We start from the raw sequence: 17,442 nt of genomic DNA, 5'->3' as shown, positions 1-17,442 counted from the left end.
TGAATCACGATAAAACTAGTCAGGGAAGCCCTGCCGATTCAGTCAGAATGCCCGCCGCTCTAGCTGCCCATCGCTGATAGGGCTGCTTGCCAACCGGCTGCGTCTCAAGGCTTGCCTTTAGGATTGATGATGCTTCATCAGGCGTAAAATGCTTGGCTCGCAGCTTCTTGGCCTTGGGGGCCTTCATTTTGAAGCCCGCCACCGGATTAGATCGGACTATCTGGTTATCCACGGCCCATGTGAAGACGCTGCTTAAGGCTGAAATATCGCCATACTTGATGGTGCGGGCCGACACCGGCTTTCCAGTTGTTGGAGAGGATTGATTCAGTCTCCAGTCCTTGAAGGCTATAATGTCTCTTGTCGTTACCCGCGTAGCATCATCATGCTGAAGAAACTCAGCAAGGGTCTTGAAAGCGCGTTCATAAGTCTCATGGGTGCTTTGGGATTTGCCTAGCCGCTCGGCTTCCGCCCACCACCGGTCAACCAAGCCCTTCAGGGAAACGGTTGCTTGTCGCGCATCGGCGGAAGAGGGGCGAGTTGCGGGCTCTTCCCATGCGGGAAAGCGGCTTGCATTGGGGTCACCCGTGAAGTCGGCTTCAAGGGCTTTCCTCGCGGAATATGTCATTCCCTGCTCAATTGCCCTCGCGCATTCTTTTAGCAGGACCTCGCGGCTATTGGTGCTCACGGCAGTAATGCCATGATTCATCAAAACGCGGTCTAGGAGCGGCCCGATCCGCTCCCCGAGCGCCAAGGTATTGTCAGTTTCTCTCAGATTGCGAAAGTGCTGCGCGGTACTCTGTTGGCCCAGGGCGATTTCATCAAGGGACGGTCTAATGATGATCGGGTTTCGGTTCTCATCGAACTCTACGCCGAGCGAATGAAGCCGGTCCACATCGATTGCCCAGGCATCATAGAAGGCCTTGGACAGGGAAACTGCTTGGCGGTGGGTGAGGTCGATTTCACCGCCCGCCCTAGCCGCCCTGAAGATCGCTTCAAGATAGGCTTCGGCCTCAGCCTGTCGGATTTTCACTTCCGAGGGGTCGTTTGATCGAAGGGAGAATCGGATGGCTTTCGTACGTGGGCCAATCGAGACAGTGGCAATATGTCCCCCGAACGGAATCGAGAGTGTCTTGCCGACAAGTTTGGAGGCGACTTCCTGCGGGATCCGCCTATTGAATTGCCTGAACTGTGAGCCTTTGCGCCGCATGGGTCTCGTTAAGCGATACAACATTGTTACACACCTTTGTAACACACATAGGTGAGCGCAACATCCTGTTTGAGCTTAACTTTTTGATTCCCTTGGTAGTAGGGAATGAATGGTGCCCAGAAGAGGACTCGAACCTCCACACCGTTGCCAGTACCAGCACCTGAAGCTGGCGCGTCTACCAATTCCGCCATCTGGGCATTGGAGCCGATTTAGGAGGTCCACGCGCTCGTGTCAATGACCGAATGGCTCGCGCAGTGTTTTAATTGGTGCACAGCAAGATAAATTCGTCTGCTGGGGCACAAGCGGCCACAGATCGCGGTCAACCGGACCGCGGCTGGTTGGAAAACTGCCAGCCTGTTCGCGCCCCTTCATGTCGCAGTTCAATCTTTCGAGGCCATGCGCGGCGCGTTATGCAGGTCTATGACCCAATCGCCAGAAACATTGACAGTCGACCGTGGTTCCAGCGCCTACGACCCTTCGCAGGCCTCGCAGGCCTCGCAGGCTTCGCTGGCTACGCGGGGCGGGCTGCTGGTGTTTGGCGCGGCCATGACCTGGAGTTTTGGCGGCGCCATCGCCCGTGGTCTTAACGTCAGCGATCCCTGGACCATCATTGCCTGGCGGTCCTTTTTCGCTGCCCTGTTCCTGCTCGCCTTCATGCTGTGGCGCGACGGACCAGCAGGCACTGTGCGGCTGTTTCGAACCATGGGGCTGCCGGGCGTGGGCGTGGGGCTCTGCTTTGCGACTGCATCGATTTCCTTCGTGGTTGCGCTCGGCTACACCAGCGTCGCCAATATACTGCTGATGCAGGCCGGCGTGCCACTGATCGCAGCGCTGCTCGGTGTCGTCTTCCTCGGCGAAGCGGTGGACCGGGTCACCTGGGCGGCAATTCTTGCGGTGATTGCCGGCATCGGGGTGATGGTGTCCGATTCCTTCGCTGCCACCGTGTCCTTCATTGGTGACGGGCTGGCCCTGATGATCGCGGTGTTCTTCGCCGCAGCCACGGTCATCACCCGGCGCTATTCCGGCGTCAGGATGACGCCGGCGGTGTGTTTTGGCGTGATGGTCGGCACAGCCGTCGGCGTAACCCTGTCATCAGGGCTGATCGTCAGCGCAAGCGATCTTGGCCTGCTGTTCGTGTTCGGCGCCCTCAATCTGGGACTTGGCATGGCAATGTTTGCCACCGGCGCACGGCTGATCCCGTCGGCGCTGGCGGCGTTGATCTCGACCATGGAGCCGGTGTTCGGGCCAGTCTGGGTCTGGCTGATTCACGCCGAAGTGCCGGCGCCCAGAACGCTTGTCGGCGGCGGCGTGGTGTTCCTGGCGCTGATCGGCCACATCTTGTGGCAATGGCGCCTGAGCCGCCGCACCGCGTTGCCGCTGCCCAACTAAGGCACGTCGCGTTCAAATGGGTTGATTTGGACGCGAGGCGCTGTAGAGCGCATTCGCTGCAATGCCGGCTGACAGTCGGCGGAGCATGTCAGTCGCTGATCTTCAGCGCCTCGATGAAGGCTTCCTGCGGAATGTCGACCTTGCCGAACTGGCGCATGCGCTTCTTGCCGGCCTTCTGCTTGTCCAGGAGCTTGCGCTTGCGAGTGGCGTCGCCACCATAGCATTTTGCGGTCACATCCTTGCGCATCGCCGAAATCGTCTCGCGCGCCACCACCTTGCCGCCGATCGCCGCCTGGATCGGGATCTTGAACATGTGCCGCGGGATCAGCTCCTTGAGCTTTTCGCACATCACACGGCCACGCTTTTCCGCTGCCGAGCGGTGCACCAGCATCGACAACGCATCCACCGGCTCGTCATTGACCAGGATAGACATCCGCACCAGATCGCCTTCCTCGTGGCCGGTGATCTGGTAGTCGAAGCTGGCATAGCCCTTGGAGATCGATTTCAGCCGGTCGTAGAAATCAAACACCACCTCGTTGAGTGGCAGCGCATAGGTCATCATCGCCCGTTTGCCGACATAGGACAGGTCGGTCTGGATGCCGCGGCGATCCTGGCACAATTTCAGGATGGTGCCGAGATGTTCGTCCGGCGTCAGGATCGTGGCCTTGATCCACGGCTCCTCGATGTTCCTGATCTTGACCACATCGGGCATGTCGGCCGGATTGTGCAGTTCGATCACATCGCCATTGGTCATGTTGAGCCGGTAGATCACCGACGGCGCTGTGGCGATCAGGTCGAGATTGAACTCACGCTCCAGCCGCTCCTGGATGATTTCCAGGTGCAGAAGGCCGAGAAAGCCGCAGCGGAAACCAAACCCGAGCGCTGCCGAGGTTTCCATTTCAAACGAGAACGAGGCATCGTTGAGCCGCAGCTTGCCCATGGCGGCACGCAGTTCTTCAAAATCGGCGGCATCGACCGGAAACAGGCCGCAGAACACGACCGGCTGCGCCGGCTTGAAGCCTGGAAGGGCCTCCGCCGTCGGGCGCTTGTCTTCGGTGATGGTGTCACCGACGCGAGTGTCGGCCACTTCCTTGATCGAGGCGGTGATGAAGCCGATTTCACCGGGTCCGAGAGAGTCCATGATCACCAGCTTGGGGGTGATGACACCGATCCGCTCGACCGTGTAGCGGGCGTCCGTGCCCATCAGCCGGATCTGCTGGCCCTTCTTCATTTCGCCATTGATGACCCGCACCAGCACGATGACGCCGAGATAGGTGTCATACCAGCTGTCGACCAGCATCGCTTTCAGCGGATCCTTGACCGTGCCGCCCTTGGGCGCTGGCAGGCGGGTGACGATGGCCTCCAGCACATCGGGTATGCCGATGCCGGACTTTGCCGAAATCATCACCGCGTCGGAAGCATCAAGCCCGATCACCTCTTCGATCTGTTCCTTGATCCGGTCAGGCTCGGCCGCCGGCAGGTCGATCTTGTTGAGCACCGGCACGATCTCGTGGTCGGCATCCAGTGCGGCATAGACATTGGCCAGCGTCTGCGCCTCGACCCCCTGGCTGGCGTCGACCACCAGCAGCGAGCCTTCGCAGGCCCGCAGCGAGCGGGACACTTCATAGGCGAAATCGACATGACCCGGCGTGTCGATCAGATTGAGCACATACAGCTCGCCGTCCTTGGCGGTGTAGTGCAGCCGGACGGTCTGGGCCTTGATGGTAATGCCGCGTTCTTTCTCGATATCCATCGAGTCGAGCACCTGCTTGCTCATCTCTCGTTCGGCTAGACCACCGCAGGTCTGGATCAGCCTGTCGGCCAGTGTCGATTTGCCGTGATCGATGTGCGCGACGATCGAAAAATTGCGAATATGGGAAAGGGGCGTGTTTGTCATACGCGCGATTTAGCAGTCCTGCAGAAAAACGCAATCGCGGAAACGTCCTGACCCATGGGTTCTCGCCACTGGCGCATCCTTTGGGGGACCGGGGTTTTCCGTCGGCGGGGTCCGCCGCCGTGCTCTCCCTTCATTCATGTCCACCGGGCGACCGGCACAGGCGCAAGCGGCCTTCCGCTCTGGCGGAAAAGCTCAAGCCGACCGCGTCCACGATCCGCACCGCGCTCACGTCGGCACCGGCTTTTGCGGCGATAACATTACGACGGCAATGCAACCCGATCAGGTTGCCAAGACGATCGCACCTGTTGTGCGGCTGTTTTCCAGATCGGCGTGCGCGCGCTGCCTCCGATAGCTTGCAGACCGTGGGCGGTTCGATCTTCAGCGTCCCTGTTCGCACAGCATCAAACAGCCGTTCACACTACATCTGCATCTGGCTGCGTGTCGCAGTGTAGTGCCCGTAATTCGGACGCGACAGGGTTAGGGGTTTCGATGCCATGGAGCCGATATCCTTCTCGCCAATCGGCCCGGACGCCTGACCGAAGCTGACAAGATGGCCGCGGATGGCCAGGGCTGCGATCGACCGGTCGAGGCTGTCGCGGCCGATGGCGCGGGCCCATTGCACCAGAAGCGAACCGACACCGCCGGCTGCGGCATGGACCTCCCTGTATTCCGGGCGCTTCAGGGGCACTGCCTAAAAGGTTACTGCCTTGAATTTGCGTGCTTGTTCCGTCGGCGCCTGTTCCGTCGGTAGGCGCTCCATCGATGAGGCGCCATAGAAGCCATGCCAGTTTCGGGTCCGGTTGAGCACGAAACTGGCATCCTCGGGCGACGACACCGGTCCGCCATGAACCAGGACGATCGCATCCTTGTTGACCTTCAATGCGGCCTCAGCCCAGGCGTCGACCATCGCCGGGCAGTCTTCCAGCCTCACCGGCGTGCGACGACAATGTTATTGCCGCGAACATGCAGAAATCGTCTCCAACATCACCAACCGCAACACCCATGGGGCGGCAGAGGCCATGCGGGTGCATCTGGCAAGCGTGCTGGGCGACATGTTTCCGAATTGACAGGAGGTTGTCCACAGGCCACAGGCCAGGTTCTGGAGTGAGGTTTTCCGGCGAGGTGAGGCAGTCCTGTCGCATTGTAGCGGGGTGCAAGCCAAATACAGGCCATTCCGGACAGCAGCCTTATCATGTGAGGGTGACCACGAATGTGAGGATGAACACAGAGAGGCTTGTCATCACATTAAAAATGTTTGATATTCCGGCCGTTCAAGTTTGAAACCAACTGGGAGGATTGGCTATGGAAGACCAGAACAAAAAATCCGTATCTCGACGCTCGTTCTTGAAAAAGGGCTCGATGATCGGTGGCGTCGCTGCGGCTGGCGCATTGTCCGCGCCGGCAGTGCTGGCGCAGGCGCCATTGGTGGTAAAGATGCAGACTTCTTGGCCTGCCTCCGACATCTGGATGGACTTTGCCCGTGAATATACCGCCCGTGTCGAGGAAATGTCCGGCGGGCGCCTCAAGATGGACCTTTTGCCTGCCGGTGCGATCGTCGGCGCGTTCCAGGTCATGGATGCCTGCAATGACGGCGTTCTCGATGCGGCGCACACTGTGCCGGTCTACTGGTATGGCAAATCCAAGGCTGCATCGTTCTTTGGTACCGGCCCGGTCTTCGGCGGTTCGGCAACCACCATGCTCGGCTGGTTCTACCAGGGCGGTGGCGCTGAGCTGTACCGCGAACTGACGCAGGATATGCTTGGCCTCAATGTTTATGGCTATATGGGCATGCCAATGCCCGCGCAGCCCTTCGGCTGGTTCAAGGGCGAAGTGAATACCGTCGCCGATATCCAGGGGTTCAAATACCGTACAGTCGGCCTGGCAGCCGACCTGCTGCAGTCGATGGGCATGTCCGTCGCCCAGCTTCCCGGTGGTGAAATCGTTCCGTCCATGGAACGCGGCGTGATCGACGCCTTCGAGTTCAACAACCCCTCGTCCGACCGCAGGTTCGGCGCTCAGGACGTTGCCAAGAACTATTATCTTTCGTCCTACCACCAGGCGTCCGAAGCCTTCGAGTTCATCTTCAACAAGGACTTCATGGACGATCTCGACCCCGACCTTCAGGCTATCCTGAAATATGGTGTCGAGGCCTCAGCCACCTCGAACCTCGCGCTTGCGATGCGCGAATATTCGAAGGACCTGGCGGAGCTGCAGTCCGATGAAGGCGTCACGGTGCATCGCACGTCGAAGGAAATCCTTGCCGCGCAGCTGGGGGCCTGGGACACGCTCATTGCCGATCTGGAAGGCGACGCCTTCAACAAGAAGGTGATGGACAGCCAGCGTGCATGGGTCGAGAAGGTCGCTTATTACGAGCTGATGAACGCCCCGGACCTGGGGCTGGCCTATGAGCACTACTTCCCTGGCAAGCTGAAGATGTAAGCCTGACCGGGTGAATGCTGCAATGGTCCGGCGGGCAATGCTCCGCCGGACCCCTCTGGCACAAAAAGTGGTTGAACATGGTTCAATATATCCGTTTCGCAGATAGCTTGTCCGCGGCCTTCGGCAAGGCGTTCGCCTGGCTGATCATCATGATGGCCTTCGGCACGGGCTATGAAGTGGTGTCGCGTTACCTCTTCAATGCCCCCACCCCCTGGGCGCTCGATGTCTCCTTTATCATGTATGGATCGCTGTTCATGATGGGCGGCGCCTACACGCTGTCGCGTGGCGGTCATGTGCGGGGTGACTTCGTGTATCGTCTCTGGCGTCCACAGACCCAGGCGAAAGTGGATCTGTTGCTCTATCTGCTGTTCTTTTTCCCCGGAGTGACGGCGTTGATCGTGACCGGCTGGAAATATGCGTCCCGTTCCTGGGGCTACGGTGAGGTCAGCGTCAACAGTCCAGCGGGCATCCCGATCTATCAGTTCAAGACGGTGATCATGGCTGCGGGCCTTCTCTTGTTCATCCAGGGTATTGCTCAGGTTTTCCGATGCATTGTCTGCATGCGCACCGGCCACTGGATTGAGGCCGATGAAGACGTGCGCGAAACCGAAGATCTATTGTTGACGAAGGCCAACGAGGCCGAAACTGGCGGACACATATGACCGACCCTCAAATTGCCTTGATGATGCTGGGCCTGTTCATCTTCATGGTGTTCCTGGGCTTTCCGATCGCATTTACACTGATGGCCATGGGCATCGGCTTTGGCTACTACGCCTATTTCGATCCCTCGCGGATGTGGCGCTCCTATTTTCGCCTCGATGAGATGGCGAGCACCTGGGAGAGCATATCCCTCTGGGTAGACGGGCTCTTCAACAACCGCATCTTCGACCTGTTCATCAACCAGACCTATACGGTGATGGCCAACGAGGTGCTGACGGCGGTGCCGCTGTTTTTGTTCATGGGGTACATCGTCGAGCGCGCCAACATCGTCGACCGGCTGTTTTCGACGCTCAACCTCGCCTCCAAGCGGATACCGGGATCAATGGGCGTTGCCGCGCTGATCACCTGTGCGCTGTTTGCGACCGCCACCGGCATTGTCGGCGCCGTGGTCACGCTGATGGGGCTTTTGGCGTTGCCTGCGATGCTGAAAGCCCGCTACGATCCGGCGTTTGCCTCCGGCATCATCTGCGCCGGCGGAACCCTCGGCATCCTGATTCCGCCCTCGATCATGCTGATCGTCTATGCCGCGGCGTCGGGTGTCTCCATCGTCAAGCTCTATGCCGGCGCGCTTCTGCCCGGCTTTACCCTCGTGGGTCTGTACCTGGTTTATATTGTCGGCCGGTCGCTTCTGCAGCCAAGCGTTGCGCCACGCCCGACCGACGAGGAAGTGCCAGATGTGCCGATGGGCCGGTTGCTGTTCCTGATCGCCACTTCATTCTTTCCGCTGGCGTTTCTGATCATTGCTGTGCTGGGCTCGATCCTGTTCGGCCTGGCCACACCAACGGAGGCCGCCTCGATCGGTGCGCTCGGCGGCATAGCTCTCGCTATCGCTTATGGGGCCATGACCTGGCAGCGGCTGCGCGAAAGCGTTTATCTGACGGTGCGGACCACGGCGATGGTGTGCTGGCTGTTTGTCGGCTCCTATGTGTTCTCTTCGGTGTTTTCCTATCTGGGCGGCGAACAGATCATCTCCGAATTTGTCATGGGGCTGGATCTGACGCCGCTGCAGTTCCTGTTGCTGGCCCAGCTGATCATCTTCCTGCTGGGATGGCCGCTGGAATGGTCGGAGATCATCATCATCTTCGTGCCGATCTTCCTGCCGCTGCTGGCGATCTTCGACATTGATCCGCTGTTTTTCGGCATTCTTGTCGCGCTCAATCTGCAAACATCGTTTCTGACACCGCCGATGGCCATGTCAGCCTATTATCTCAAGGGGATAGCGCCGCCGGAGGTGAAGTTGACGCAGATCTTCACCGGGGTCATGCCGTTCTTGTTCATGGTCTTCCTGTGCATGGCGCTGATGTATACCTTCCCGCAGATCGTCTACTACCTGCCGGAACGCTTCTATGGGAACTGATCCGATGACGATGACCGGTCTGAGTGCCGTGGAGGCGCGGGACAGGATGGCCAGCGGTGCGCTGAGCGCCGTTGACTATATGCGGGGCTGCCTCGACCGGATTGCGGCCACGGACGGTGAAATCCAGGCTTTCGAATGGTTCGATGCGGATTTTGCTCTTCGCCAGGCCGAGGGTGCGGATCAGCATCGCAAGTCCGGCCGCCCCATCGGGCCGCTGCACGGGCTGCCGGTGGCGTTGAAGGACGTCATCGACACCCGCGGCATTCCGACGGCCAATGGCACCCAGGTCGATGCCGGTCGCGTTCCCGAACACGACGCGGTCATCGTCGAGAAGTTGCGCGCGGCGGGCGCCATCATCATCGGCAAGACGGTCACGACAGAACTTGCGTTCATGCACCCGAGCAAGACACGCAACCCGGTCAATCCGGCCCATACACCCGGCGGGTCGTCCTCGGGCTCCGCCGCTGCTGTTGCAGCGGGTATGGTGCCGCTGGCTGTCGGCACCCAGACCGGCGGATCCGTTATCCGGCCAGCCGCCTATTGCGGCATCACCGGCTTTTTGCCATCGACGGGCAGCATCCCGCGCACCGGCGTACTGACGCAGTCGCCAACCCTTGACCGGCTCGGGGTATTCGCGCGCTCGGTCGAAGACGCGGCAATGCTGGCCGAGGTGCTGTTCGGCCATGATGATCTCGACAAGGCGACTGCGCCGGCACCGTTTCCGCGCCTGTTGTCTGTGGCGTCCGCCGCTGTGCCGGTGCGGCCGCAATTCGCATTTGTCCGCACGCCTTACTGGGACAAGGCCACCGAGGCTTGCCAGCAGGCGTTGGAGGAATTGGTCGACGAATTGGGCGAGGGCTGTTTCGAGCCGGTCCTGCCTGAGGCCTTCGGCGAGGCGGCAAGTGTGCGCGAGCGGATCAATCTGGCGGAAATGGCCAAGTGCTATCATCGCTACAGGCGCGACGGTGCCGATCAATTGTCACTGCGCCTGTCCGAAGCGCTCGAGCGGGGTGGCAAGGTTACCGCGCATGACTACATCGCGGCGCTGGACTGGCCTGACTATCTCTATTCCGCCCTTGATGCTGTTTTCCAGCGATGTGATGCGATCCTGACGCCTGCGGCTCCCGGATCTGCACCAAAGGGTCTGGAGAGTACCGGCGATCCGGTGTTTAATGGGATCTGGACGCTGTGTGGCACGCCGGCGATTACGCTTCCGCTGTTTGCCGATGAGGACGGCATGCCGATGGGGGTGCAGCTTGTCGGACCGCGCGGTGGTGATGCCCGCCTGCTTAGAACCGCCAGGTGGCTGGTGAAGCATATCGAAACCGACGGCCAGGGAGACTGACGACCATGGAACGGATTCTCACGATTTTCGCCTTCATCATCCTCTGCGGCTTTCTGGGTGTGCTCGTCTACAAATTGCCACGGCTCGACCTTGGCGCGGTGGTCGCGCTGACCGTTGGGATGGCCTTCTACGACCTGTTCATTCACAAACGACCGTCACGCTGAAGCCTCAAGGCCGGCACTGCCGGAACGATTGTTTTGGCTGTGGAGAGGTTTTGGCGGCGGGCAGCCGGATGGGTTCGAGACGGCGCCTTCTCGGGACATTTCTCCGGCAGGCATGACTGCTCGAACTCGGGCCTGTGTTCAGGGCATCGGCTCACATGTGCATCGACATGACTTTCCGCACGCTGGCGCGCTCCTGCATGGCGGAGAAGTGCCTGGAAATGGCCGGGAAGTCATCGAGATTGACGCCGTCGCCCTTCATCCAGCGGGTGATGACGAACAAATAGGCATCACACATCGAATAGGTGGGGCCCATCACCCACGGCCCCTTGAGATAATGGTGTTCGATGATGCGGGCACAATCGGTCATGTTGGCTGTCACCTTGTCGCGCAATGTGGCTTGAGCATCCGTGTCGTCGGTCCAGCGGCTGCCACGCTGCTTGTGGGCATGATTCACATGCACGGTGGCGGCGAGATAGATGTTGAAAGCCTGCGCCTGGGCAAAGCTGAACCGGTTGCCCGGCGCCAGATTGGCGTCAGGGAAAATCTGCGCGATATAGGCCAGAATCGCCGGTGTTTCCGTCAGCGTGCCCTCCGCCGTAATCAGCGCCGGCACCCGGCCTTTCGGATTGATCGCCAGATAGTCGGCTGACTGCTGTTCGGCAGCGCCAAAATCCACCAGCCGGGCCGTGTAGTCGGCGCCGGCGTCTTCGAGCAGGATGTGCGGTGCCAGTGCGGCGGTGCCCTTGGCGTAGCAAAGCGTAATCATTGTGCGGCCTTCTCTCAGTTCCGGGTCATTGTTTCCCCGACACTAGCCAAAACCGCCGTCTTGCAAAGCGGTTTTTGCGTAATTGCTGATTACATAAATGATTAGTAATTATTCCTTTTTGTTAGGAACGCTCACAGCTATAAATACGGCTCTACCATTCAGGTTTATCGAGGCGGTTTTGTTGGCAAGCATGCAGGAAATGGACGTATCGGTCTGGCGCGGCGATGCGGGCGGTGGCGGGCTTGAGCAATTCAAGGTTCCGGCTCAGGAAAGTCAGACCATTCTCGATGTGGTGGCCTGGATCCAGCAATATGCCGACCCGACGCTGTCCTATCGCTACGCCTGCCGGGTGGGCATGTGCGGCTCCTGCGCGATGATGGTCAACGGCGTGCCGCGCTGGACCTGCCGCACCCATGTCAACAAGGTGCTCAAGGACAACGCCATCACCATCGCGCCGTTGCGCAACCTGCCGGTGATCAAGGATCTCGCCACCGATATGGACCCGTTTTTCGACAAATGGGTGGCCGCTGGCGGTGTGCACCACCCGGGCAAAAGCCGCGACGACGCCATCGAGATCCTCGACCCGGCAACGCCTGCACGCGTCGAGACAGACACCGGCATCGAATGCATCAATTGTTCGGTCTGCTATGCCGCTTGCGACACTGTGGCCAACAATGCCGATTTTCTCGGACCCGCGGCGCTGCAGCGGGCCTGGACCCTCTATCTCGATCCCAAGGACGCCGATCCGAGCGCTATTCTTGATGCGGTGTCGGGCAGGGGTGGGTGCCACAATTGCCACAGCCAGGGCAGCTGCACGCTCTATTGCCCCAACGAACTCAATCCGATGAAGGCGATTGCCGGCCTCAAGCGCGTCACTGCCGCAGCCTTCTTCAAGGGCGGGCGATAGCCATGCTCGATCTCCGGCTCTATATGGCGCAGCGGCTGAGCGCGATGGTGATGATCCCGCTGACACTCGGTCATATCGCGGTGATGATCTATGCCATCCAGGACGGGCTGAGTGCCGCCGAAATTCTTGGCCGCACCCAGGGCAGTGTCATCTGGTTTGTATTTTACGCCGTGTTCGTGCTGGCGGTGTCGCTGCATGCCTCCATCGGGTTGCGCGTCATCGTGCATGAGACGCTGGGGCTGAAAGGTCTTGCGCTGGAGGTGTTCATGTGGCTCACGGGCCTGCTGCTGCTTGGCACCGGCCTGCGCGCGGTCTTGGCGGTGACGCTATGATGATCCGACCGCACCGGACCCAGCCGCTGTGGATGGCCTATCTGTTGCACCGGCTTTCCGGACTCGGTCTGGCGCTGTTCCTGCCGGCGCATTTCTACCTGCTGGCACTGGCGCTGAACGAGCCGCAAAGGCTCGACGACTATCTGCGCTTTGCCGACAATCCTCTGGTCAAGATCGCCGAGTTCGGCCTCGTCTTTCTGCTCGCGGTTCACGCCTTTGGCGGTCTGCGTCTTCTGGCGCTGGAATTCCTGCCCTGGTCGCCGCGGCAGAAAACCCTGGCCGCGTCGGCGGTCGCCGCCGCCTTTCTGGTGGCCGGCACATTTTTTCTGCAGGCAGTATGAGCATGAGCAAGATCACAATCGACCGTCACGACACTGACATTTTGATCCTCGGCACCGGCGGTGCTGGAATGTTTGCGGCTTTGCACGCGCTGCAAACCGCGCCGGCAGGCACCAGAGTAACCATTGCGGTCAAGGGCCTGATCGGCAAATGCGGCTGCACCCGCATGGTACAGGGCGGCTACAATGTGGCGCTTGGCGGCGGTGATACGGTCGAGCGGCATTTCATGGACACCATCAATGGCGGCAAGTGGCTGCCAAACCAGGATATGGCCTGGAAGCTGTGCGAACAGGCGGTGGTGCGGGTGCGCGAACTCGAAAACGAGATCGGTTGCTTCTTTGACCGCAATGCCGATGGCACGCTGCACCACAAGGCCTTTGCCGGCCAGACCGCCGACCGGACCGTGCACAAGGGCGACCTCACCGGCATCGAGATCATCAACCGGCTGATGGAGCAGGTGCTGTCGCGGCCGGTGGAGAAACTGCAGGAACACCGCGCCATCGGCCTGATTCCAACGAAGGACGGCTCGGGGCTGGCCGGCGTGCTGATGATCGACATGCGGACGGGTAAATTCCGCTTTGTCCGCGCCAAGACCGTGCTGATGGCCACGGGCGGCGGACCGACCATGTACAAGTACCATACGCCATCGGGCGACAAGACCATGGATGGGCTGGCCATGGCGCTGCGCGTCGGCCTGCCGCTGCGCGACATGGAGATGGTGCAGTTTCACCCGACAGGCCTGCTTGCCGGCGACCACACCAAGATGACCGGCACGGTGCTGGAGGAGGGGCTGCGCGGGGCCGGCGGGCAATTGCTCAATGGCGCCGAACGCCGGTTCATGTTCGACTATGACGGTCTCGGTGAGCGCGCCACCCGCGACGTGGTTTCCCGCGGCATCTATGCCGAAATGCAGAAGTCCAACACGTCGCGCAATGGCGGCGTCTATATCAAGATGAGCCATCTCGGGCCTGAAATGGTGCGGCAGAAATTCTCCGGCATGGTCAAGCGCTGCGCCGATTCCGGCTTCGACCTGGCCGGCGGACTGGTGGAAGTGGTGCCAACGGCGCACTACTTCATGGGCGGCGTGGTGGTCGACACCGACACCCGCACCGAAATGGAAGGCCTCTATGTGGCCGGCGAGGATGCGGGCGGCGCCCATGGCTCCAACCGGCTTGGCGGCAATGGCGTGGCCAATTCCACCGTCTATGGCGGGGTGGCCGGCGACATCATGGGCATGGATATCCGCAGGATGGGCGCGCTGCGTGATCCCGACGAGAACGTGCTTGACGCGGAGGTGGCGCGCGCCTGCCAACCGTTCGGCCGCAAACCGGCGAACATCCAGGAACTGCGGCACGAATTGCAGGAAGCCATGTGGGAAGATGTCGGCGTCATCCGCACCCGGCGCGGCATGGAGCGCGGTCTTGGCCGCATTGCCGACATATCCGATGAACTGAGCGAGGTCGGCGTCGCGACCGGCAACCTGGCCTTCAACCTGACCTGGCACGACTGGCTCAATGTCCGCTCACTATGCGATGTCTCCGAAGTCATCACGCATGCAGGGCTGGCGCGGGAGAATTCGCGCGGCGCGCATTATCGCGAGGATTTCCCCGAGCCGGGTGACCTCGACAGCTCCTGTTTCACGGTGGCGCGGAAGTCAGGCCATGACATCGAGGTGGATTGCGAGCCAGTGCAGTTTACCATCGTCCGGCCGGGCGAAACCATCCTGCCCGCAGGTGAACCCGAAACTCTGGTGGAGGCGAACTGATGATCCCCATAGACATCATTCAAAAGACGGCCGAGACCCTGATGGACAAGGCGGCAATCGAAATTCCGCAGGATTATCTTGATGGTCTGCAGGCCGCCGCCAATGTCGAGGACGGCGATCTTTCGTCTTTCGTGCTCGAGGCGATGCTGGAAAACTACAAGGCGGCCAAGGAAGACCGCCGCGCCATGTGTGGCGACACCGGCACCCCGCGCTGGTACGTCAAGATGGGCAACGAAACCCGGATCGAGGGTGGCCCGATCGCGCTTGAGGCGGCGCTGCGCCGGGCCACCGCCAATGCCACCAACGGCGTGCCGCTCAGGCCCAACCGGGTGCATCCGCTGTGGCGCACCGATCATGACAACAATGTCGGCATCGGCGCGCCCGAGATCGAATATGGCTATGAGCCCGGCGGCGAATGGATCGACCTGATCACGGTTCACAAGGGCGGATTGTTCGGCACCGACTACCGGATGCTGTTTCCCTCCGATGGCATCCAGGGCATCAAGCGCTTTTATCTCGATTGCCTGGTGGCCTTCGGCAAGCGCGGTCTTGCCTGCCAGCCGGCCATCATCGGAATCGGGCTTGGAGGCTGCAAGGACACCTGCATGGTGCTGGGCAAGCGCGCTGCCTGCCTGCGCGTGGTGGGGTCCCGCAATTCCGATCCGCGCATCGCCGAACTGGAGCTGGAGCTCAAGGAACTGGGCAACTCCATCGGCATGGGCGCCATGGGCTTTGTCGGCAAGTCGATGGTCATCGACGCCAACATCGAGGTAGGCTATTGCCACACTGGCGGCATGCAGATGTCGGTGCATGCGTTCTGCCTGTCATCGCGCCGCGCGGTGGCGCGGGTCTTTGCCGACGGACGGGTGGAATACCGCACCGATCCGGACTGGTTCACCGATTATCAACGCCGGGAGACAGTGGAATGGGACATGCCTCAAAACCACGAAAAATCCGCCTGAGCACCACACCGACACCGGAAGCCCTAGCCGAATTGCGGCTGGGCGACGTCGTCTATCTCGACGGGCTGATCTATACGGCGCGTGAAGGCGTCTACAAGCGCGCGCTCGAGGACAAGGCCAATATCCCGATGGAATTGCCGGGCGAAAGTGCTGCCAATTTCCATTGCTCGCCCGCCGCCGCGATCAACGAGGACGGCACATTCCGGCTTGGTGCGGTGACCGCCACCGCCTCGTTCCGATTTTCCAAGTGGATCGGCCAGTGGATGGCCAAATCCGGCGCCAAGCTGATCATCGGCAAGGGCGGCATGAGCGTCAAGGATTATCAGGAACACTTCGTTCCCAATGGCGCCATCTATCTTACCACCGTGGGTTATGGCACCGGCGCCTTGCTTGGTCGCGGCGTCAAGCGGGTCAAGACGGTGCACTGGAACAAGGAACTCGGCCTGGCCCAGGCGATGTGGGTGTTTGAAGCCGACAACATGGGCCCGTTCATCGTCGAGAGCGATCTGGCCGGCAATTCGCTGTTTGAACGCGAGAACGCCAAAATTTCCGCAAATCTGGAGAAAGTCTACGAAGGCACAGTTCCGGCGGTGCTCAAACGCTTTGGTGAAACCGATGATCGCTCCGACGAAATGATAGGGTAGGCCATGACAACGAATGACAATCCGTTCATGGGTTACAGCGGCCGCATCGCCACCCAGGATGGTGTTTACAGCCAGTCAGAGGTGGGCCTCGCCAACCGCAACTCCGGCATTTTGCTGGAGACTCTGGCGCTCGATGTGACGCCTACAGGCCTGCATTATCTGCTCACCCATTTCGATGTGCCGCTGATCGACCCCGGACAGTATCGACTCGATTTCTCCGGCGGGTTCAATGCACCCTTCGAACTCGATCTTGATGAGATCAAATCGTTGCCGCAGGTGACGCTGCCGGTGACTTTGGAATGCGCCGGCAATGGGCGCTCCGGCGTCTCGCCGCGTTCGCATTCGATGCCGTGGGCCTACGAGGCGGTTGGCACATCGGAATGGACCGGCACGCCGCTCAAACCGCTGATCGAGCGGGCGGTGCCGAACGCCGATGCGGTGGAGATTGCCTTCCTTGGCGCCGATTACGGTTTCGACAAGGGTGTCGGGCACTGTTTCGGTCGCTCGCTGACCATGACGCAGATCGCAGATCTGGACGTCATGCTGGTCTATGCCATGAACGGCCAGCCGCTGCTGCCGCAGCATGGGGCGCCGCTCCGGTTGATCGTGCCCGGCTGGTATGGGATGGCCAGTGTCAAATGGCTGGACCGCATTGAGGCGCTGAGAGAACCCTTTGACGGATTCCAGCAGGTCCGTACCTACCGATTCCGCGAGCATGACGGGGATCCCGGCCGGCCGGTTACCACCATGCGGGTCAAATCTCTGATGGTGCCCCCCGGCGTTCCAGACTGGGGAACGCGAAAGCGCTACCTCGAACCGGGGCCGGTGACGCTGCTTGGCCGCGCCTGGTCTGGCGGCGGGGTGCCGATTGCCAAGGTCGAAGTGGAACTTGACGGAGAATGGCGCCAAGCCCGGCTTGAGCCGCAGATTTCCAGATATGCCTGGAGCAAATGGACCTGTGACTGGTCTGCCAGCCCCGGCAAGCATGTGCTGCGCTGCCGCGCCACCGATGCGGACGGACACATACAGCCACTTGACCCGCCGTGGGATGTCTCCGGCTTTGCCAACAACGCGGCACAGAAGGTGACTGTTTTCGTCGGCGAACCCTGACCCGGCAGCCTCCCAGCTTTTTGAACGCTCGCCCGAATGAAAAGCAAGTCTGAGTGACCGCGGCTCCCGCCCGCCGGTCCAATCCCGAATTGTGACATG

Annotated in this window: 19 protein-coding genes and 1 tRNA gene; 14 read left to right on the top strand and 6 right to left on the bottom strand. The window is 60.6% G+C overall.

The window, feature by feature from the left end:
- Positions 1-19: 19 nt before the first annotated feature.
- Both PZ897_RS16750 and PZ897_RS16745 read right to left on the bottom strand, forming a co-directional pair.
- Positions 20-1,231: a phage integrase N-terminal SAM-like domain-containing protein gene (locus PZ897_RS16750; RefSeq protein WP_275753657.1), complete on the bottom strand. Its 1,212-nt coding sequence runs from the start codon at positions 1,229-1,231 to the stop codon at positions 20-22.
- 86 nt (positions 1,232-1,317) lie between these two features.
- Positions 1,318-1,404: transfer RNA gene (locus tag PZ897_RS16745), tRNA-Leu, on the bottom strand.
- A gap of 223 nt (positions 1,405-1,627) precedes the next feature.
- On the opposite strand from PZ897_RS16745, the gene PZ897_RS16740 reads away from it, so the two are divergent.
- Positions 1,628-2,596 (top strand): DMT family transporter, encoded by a 969-nt coding sequence (locus tag PZ897_RS16740; protein WP_275753656.1) that lies wholly within the window; start codon positions 1,628-1,630, stop codon positions 2,594-2,596.
- A gap of 88 nt (positions 2,597-2,684) precedes the next feature.
- On the opposite strand, the gene lepA is transcribed toward PZ897_RS16740, so the two are convergent.
- From lepA to PZ897_RS16725, 3 genes are all read right to left on the bottom strand, one after another.
- On the bottom strand, positions 2,685-4,502 hold the full coding sequence (gene lepA / locus PZ897_RS16735; RefSeq protein ID WP_275753677.1) for a translation elongation factor 4: 1,818 nt from the start codon (positions 4,500-4,502) through the stop codon (positions 2,685-2,687).
- A 409-nt stretch (positions 4,503-4,911) separates the two neighbouring features.
- Positions 4,912-5,181 (bottom strand): hypothetical protein, encoded by a 270-nt coding sequence (locus PZ897_RS16730; protein WP_275753655.1) that lies wholly within the window; start codon positions 5,179-5,181, stop codon positions 4,912-4,914.
- Between the two features lie 3 nt (positions 5,182-5,184).
- Positions 5,185-5,373 (bottom strand): phosphoenolpyruvate hydrolase family protein, encoded by a 189-nt coding sequence (locus tag PZ897_RS16725; RefSeq protein ID WP_275753654.1) that lies wholly within the window; start codon positions 5,371-5,373, stop codon positions 5,185-5,187.
- Here PZ897_RS16725 and PZ897_RS16720 point away from each other — a divergent pair.
- The 6 genes from PZ897_RS16720 to PZ897_RS16695 all read left to right on the top strand — a co-directional run bounded on the left by PZ897_RS16720 (position 5,360) and on the right by PZ897_RS16695 (position 10,518).
- A complete protein-coding gene (locus PZ897_RS16720; RefSeq protein ID WP_275753653.1) occupies positions 5,360-5,560 on the top strand; it encodes an FCD domain-containing protein in 201 nt (66 codons plus the stop codon). The two genes, PZ897_RS16725 and PZ897_RS16720, sit on opposite strands and share 14 nt — an antisense overlap.
- Before the next feature lie 235 nt (positions 5,561-5,795).
- A complete protein-coding gene (locus PZ897_RS16715) occupies positions 5,796-6,932 on the top strand; it encodes a TRAP transporter substrate-binding protein (RefSeq protein ID WP_275753651.1) in 1,137 nt (378 codons plus the stop codon).
- A 77-nt stretch (positions 6,933-7,009) separates the two neighbouring features.
- Positions 7,010-7,594 (top strand): TRAP transporter small permease subunit, encoded by a 585-nt coding sequence (locus PZ897_RS16710; RefSeq protein ID WP_275753650.1) that lies wholly within the window; start codon positions 7,010-7,012, stop codon positions 7,592-7,594.
- Positions 7,591-9,009, top strand: coding sequence for a TRAP transporter large permease subunit (locus tag PZ897_RS16705; protein WP_275753649.1), 1,419 nt, complete (start codon positions 7,591-7,593; stop codon positions 9,007-9,009). The genes PZ897_RS16710 and PZ897_RS16705 overlap by 4 nt, the downstream gene beginning before the upstream one ends.
- Positions 8,999-10,354 (top strand): amidase, encoded by a 1,356-nt coding sequence (locus PZ897_RS16700; RefSeq protein WP_275753648.1) that lies wholly within the window; start codon positions 8,999-9,001, stop codon positions 10,352-10,354. Before PZ897_RS16705 ends, PZ897_RS16700 begins: the two co-directional genes overlap by 11 nt.
- A 5-nt stretch (positions 10,355-10,359) precedes the next feature.
- Positions 10,360-10,518, top strand: coding sequence for a hypothetical protein (locus tag PZ897_RS16695; RefSeq protein ID WP_275753647.1), 159 nt, complete (start codon positions 10,360-10,362; stop codon positions 10,516-10,518).
- A 151-nt stretch (positions 10,519-10,669) separates the two neighbouring features.
- Here PZ897_RS16695 and PZ897_RS16690 read toward each other — a convergent pair whose 3' ends face one another.
- The gene (locus tag PZ897_RS16690; protein WP_275753646.1) at positions 10,670-11,284 is read right to left on the bottom strand and encodes a glutathione S-transferase family protein; all 615 of its coding nucleotides are present in this window, start codon (positions 11,282-11,284) and stop codon (positions 10,670-10,672) included.
- Between the two features lie 190 nt (positions 11,285-11,474).
- Between PZ897_RS16690 and PZ897_RS16685 the strand changes: the two genes are divergently transcribed.
- Genes PZ897_RS16685 through PZ897_RS16655 form a run of 7 tightly spaced genes read left to right on the top strand, consistent with a single transcriptional unit; the run spans position 11,475 to position 17,343 of the window.
- Positions 11,475-12,191, top strand: coding sequence for a 2Fe-2S iron-sulfur cluster-binding protein (locus PZ897_RS16685; RefSeq protein WP_275753676.1), 717 nt, complete (start codon positions 11,475-11,477; stop codon positions 12,189-12,191).
- Between the two features lie 2 nt (positions 12,192-12,193).
- On the top strand, positions 12,194-12,523 hold the full coding sequence (locus tag PZ897_RS16680) for a succinate dehydrogenase (RefSeq protein WP_275753645.1): 330 nt from the start codon (positions 12,194-12,196) through the stop codon (positions 12,521-12,523).
- Positions 12,520-12,864 carry a succinate dehydrogenase, cytochrome b556 subunit gene (gene sdhC / locus PZ897_RS16675; protein WP_275753644.1) on the top strand — a complete coding sequence of 115 codons (345 nt, stop codon included), beginning with the start codon at positions 12,520-12,522 and terminating at the stop codon, positions 12,862-12,864. Before PZ897_RS16680 ends, sdhC begins: the two co-directional genes overlap by 4 nt.
- Positions 12,865-12,866: 2 nt before the next feature.
- A complete protein-coding gene (locus PZ897_RS16670; RefSeq protein WP_275753643.1) occupies positions 12,867-14,627 on the top strand; it encodes an FAD-binding protein in 1,761 nt (586 codons plus the stop codon).
- Complete coding sequence (locus tag PZ897_RS16665; protein ID WP_275753642.1) at positions 14,627-15,589, top strand: fumarate hydratase; 963 nt, start codon at positions 14,627-14,629, stop codon at positions 15,587-15,589. The genes PZ897_RS16670 and PZ897_RS16665 overlap by 1 nt, the downstream gene beginning before the upstream one ends.
- Positions 15,553-16,233 carry a fumarate hydratase C-terminal domain-containing protein gene (locus tag PZ897_RS16660; protein ID WP_275753641.1) on the top strand — a complete coding sequence of 227 codons (681 nt, stop codon included), beginning with the start codon at positions 15,553-15,555 and terminating at the stop codon, positions 16,231-16,233. Before PZ897_RS16665 ends, PZ897_RS16660 begins: the two co-directional genes overlap by 37 nt.
- A 3-nt stretch (positions 16,234-16,236) precedes the next feature.
- Complete coding sequence (locus tag PZ897_RS16655; protein WP_275753640.1) at positions 16,237-17,343, top strand: sulfite oxidase; 1,107 nt, start codon at positions 16,237-16,239, stop codon at positions 17,341-17,343.
- The last annotated feature ends 99 nt before the right edge of the window (positions 17,344-17,442 follow it).

This window comes from Hoeflea sp. YIM 152468 (assembly GCF_029210485.1).
Lineage (GTDB): Bacteria > Pseudomonadota > Alphaproteobacteria > Rhizobiales > Rhizobiaceae > Hoeflea.
Note: the sequence above shows the minus strand (reverse complement) of the source record. Positions and strands in the feature narration are given on the sequence as shown.

Bases quoted from the DNA above. Each gene is read 5' to 3' on its own strand.
- PZ897_RS16750 (WP_275753657.1), bottom strand. From the start codon at position 1,231: ATGTTGTATCGCTTAACGAGACCCATGCGGCGCAAAGGCTCACAGTTC.
- PZ897_RS16740 (WP_275753656.1), top strand. From the start codon at position 1,628: ATGACCCAATCGCCAGAAACATTGACAGTCGACCGTGGTTCCAGCGCC.
- PZ897_RS16715 (WP_275753651.1), top strand. From the start codon at position 5,796: ATGGAAGACCAGAACAAAAAATCCGTATCTCGACGCTCGTTCTTGAAA.
- PZ897_RS16710 (WP_275753650.1), top strand. From the start codon at position 7,010: ATGGTTCAATATATCCGTTTCGCAGATAGCTTGTCCGCGGCCTTCGGC.
- PZ897_RS16705 (WP_275753649.1), top strand. From the start codon at position 7,591: ATGACCGACCCTCAAATTGCCTTGATGATGCTGGGCCTGTTCATCTTC.
- PZ897_RS16700 (WP_275753648.1), top strand. From the start codon at position 8,999: ATGGGAACTGATCCGATGACGATGACCGGTCTGAGTGCCGTGGAGGCG.
- PZ897_RS16695 (WP_275753647.1), top strand. From the start codon at position 10,360: ATGGAACGGATTCTCACGATTTTCGCCTTCATCATCCTCTGCGGCTTT.
- PZ897_RS16690 (WP_275753646.1), bottom strand. From the start codon at position 11,284: ATGATTACGCTTTGCTACGCCAAGGGCACCGCCGCACTGGCACCGCAC.
- PZ897_RS16685 (WP_275753676.1), top strand. From the start codon at position 11,475: ATGCAGGAAATGGACGTATCGGTCTGGCGCGGCGATGCGGGCGGTGGC.
- PZ897_RS16680 (WP_275753645.1), top strand. From the start codon at position 12,194: ATGCTCGATCTCCGGCTCTATATGGCGCAGCGGCTGAGCGCGATGGTG.
- sdhC (WP_275753644.1), top strand. From the start codon at position 12,520: ATGATGATCCGACCGCACCGGACCCAGCCGCTGTGGATGGCCTATCTG.
- PZ897_RS16670 (WP_275753643.1), top strand. From the start codon at position 12,867: ATGAGCAAGATCACAATCGACCGTCACGACACTGACATTTTGATCCTC.
- PZ897_RS16665 (WP_275753642.1), top strand. From the start codon at position 14,627: ATGATCCCCATAGACATCATTCAAAAGACGGCCGAGACCCTGATGGAC.
- PZ897_RS16660 (WP_275753641.1), top strand. From the start codon at position 15,553: ATGGGACATGCCTCAAAACCACGAAAAATCCGCCTGAGCACCACACCG.
- PZ897_RS16655 (WP_275753640.1), top strand. From the start codon at position 16,237: ATGACAACGAATGACAATCCGTTCATGGGTTACAGCGGCCGCATCGCC.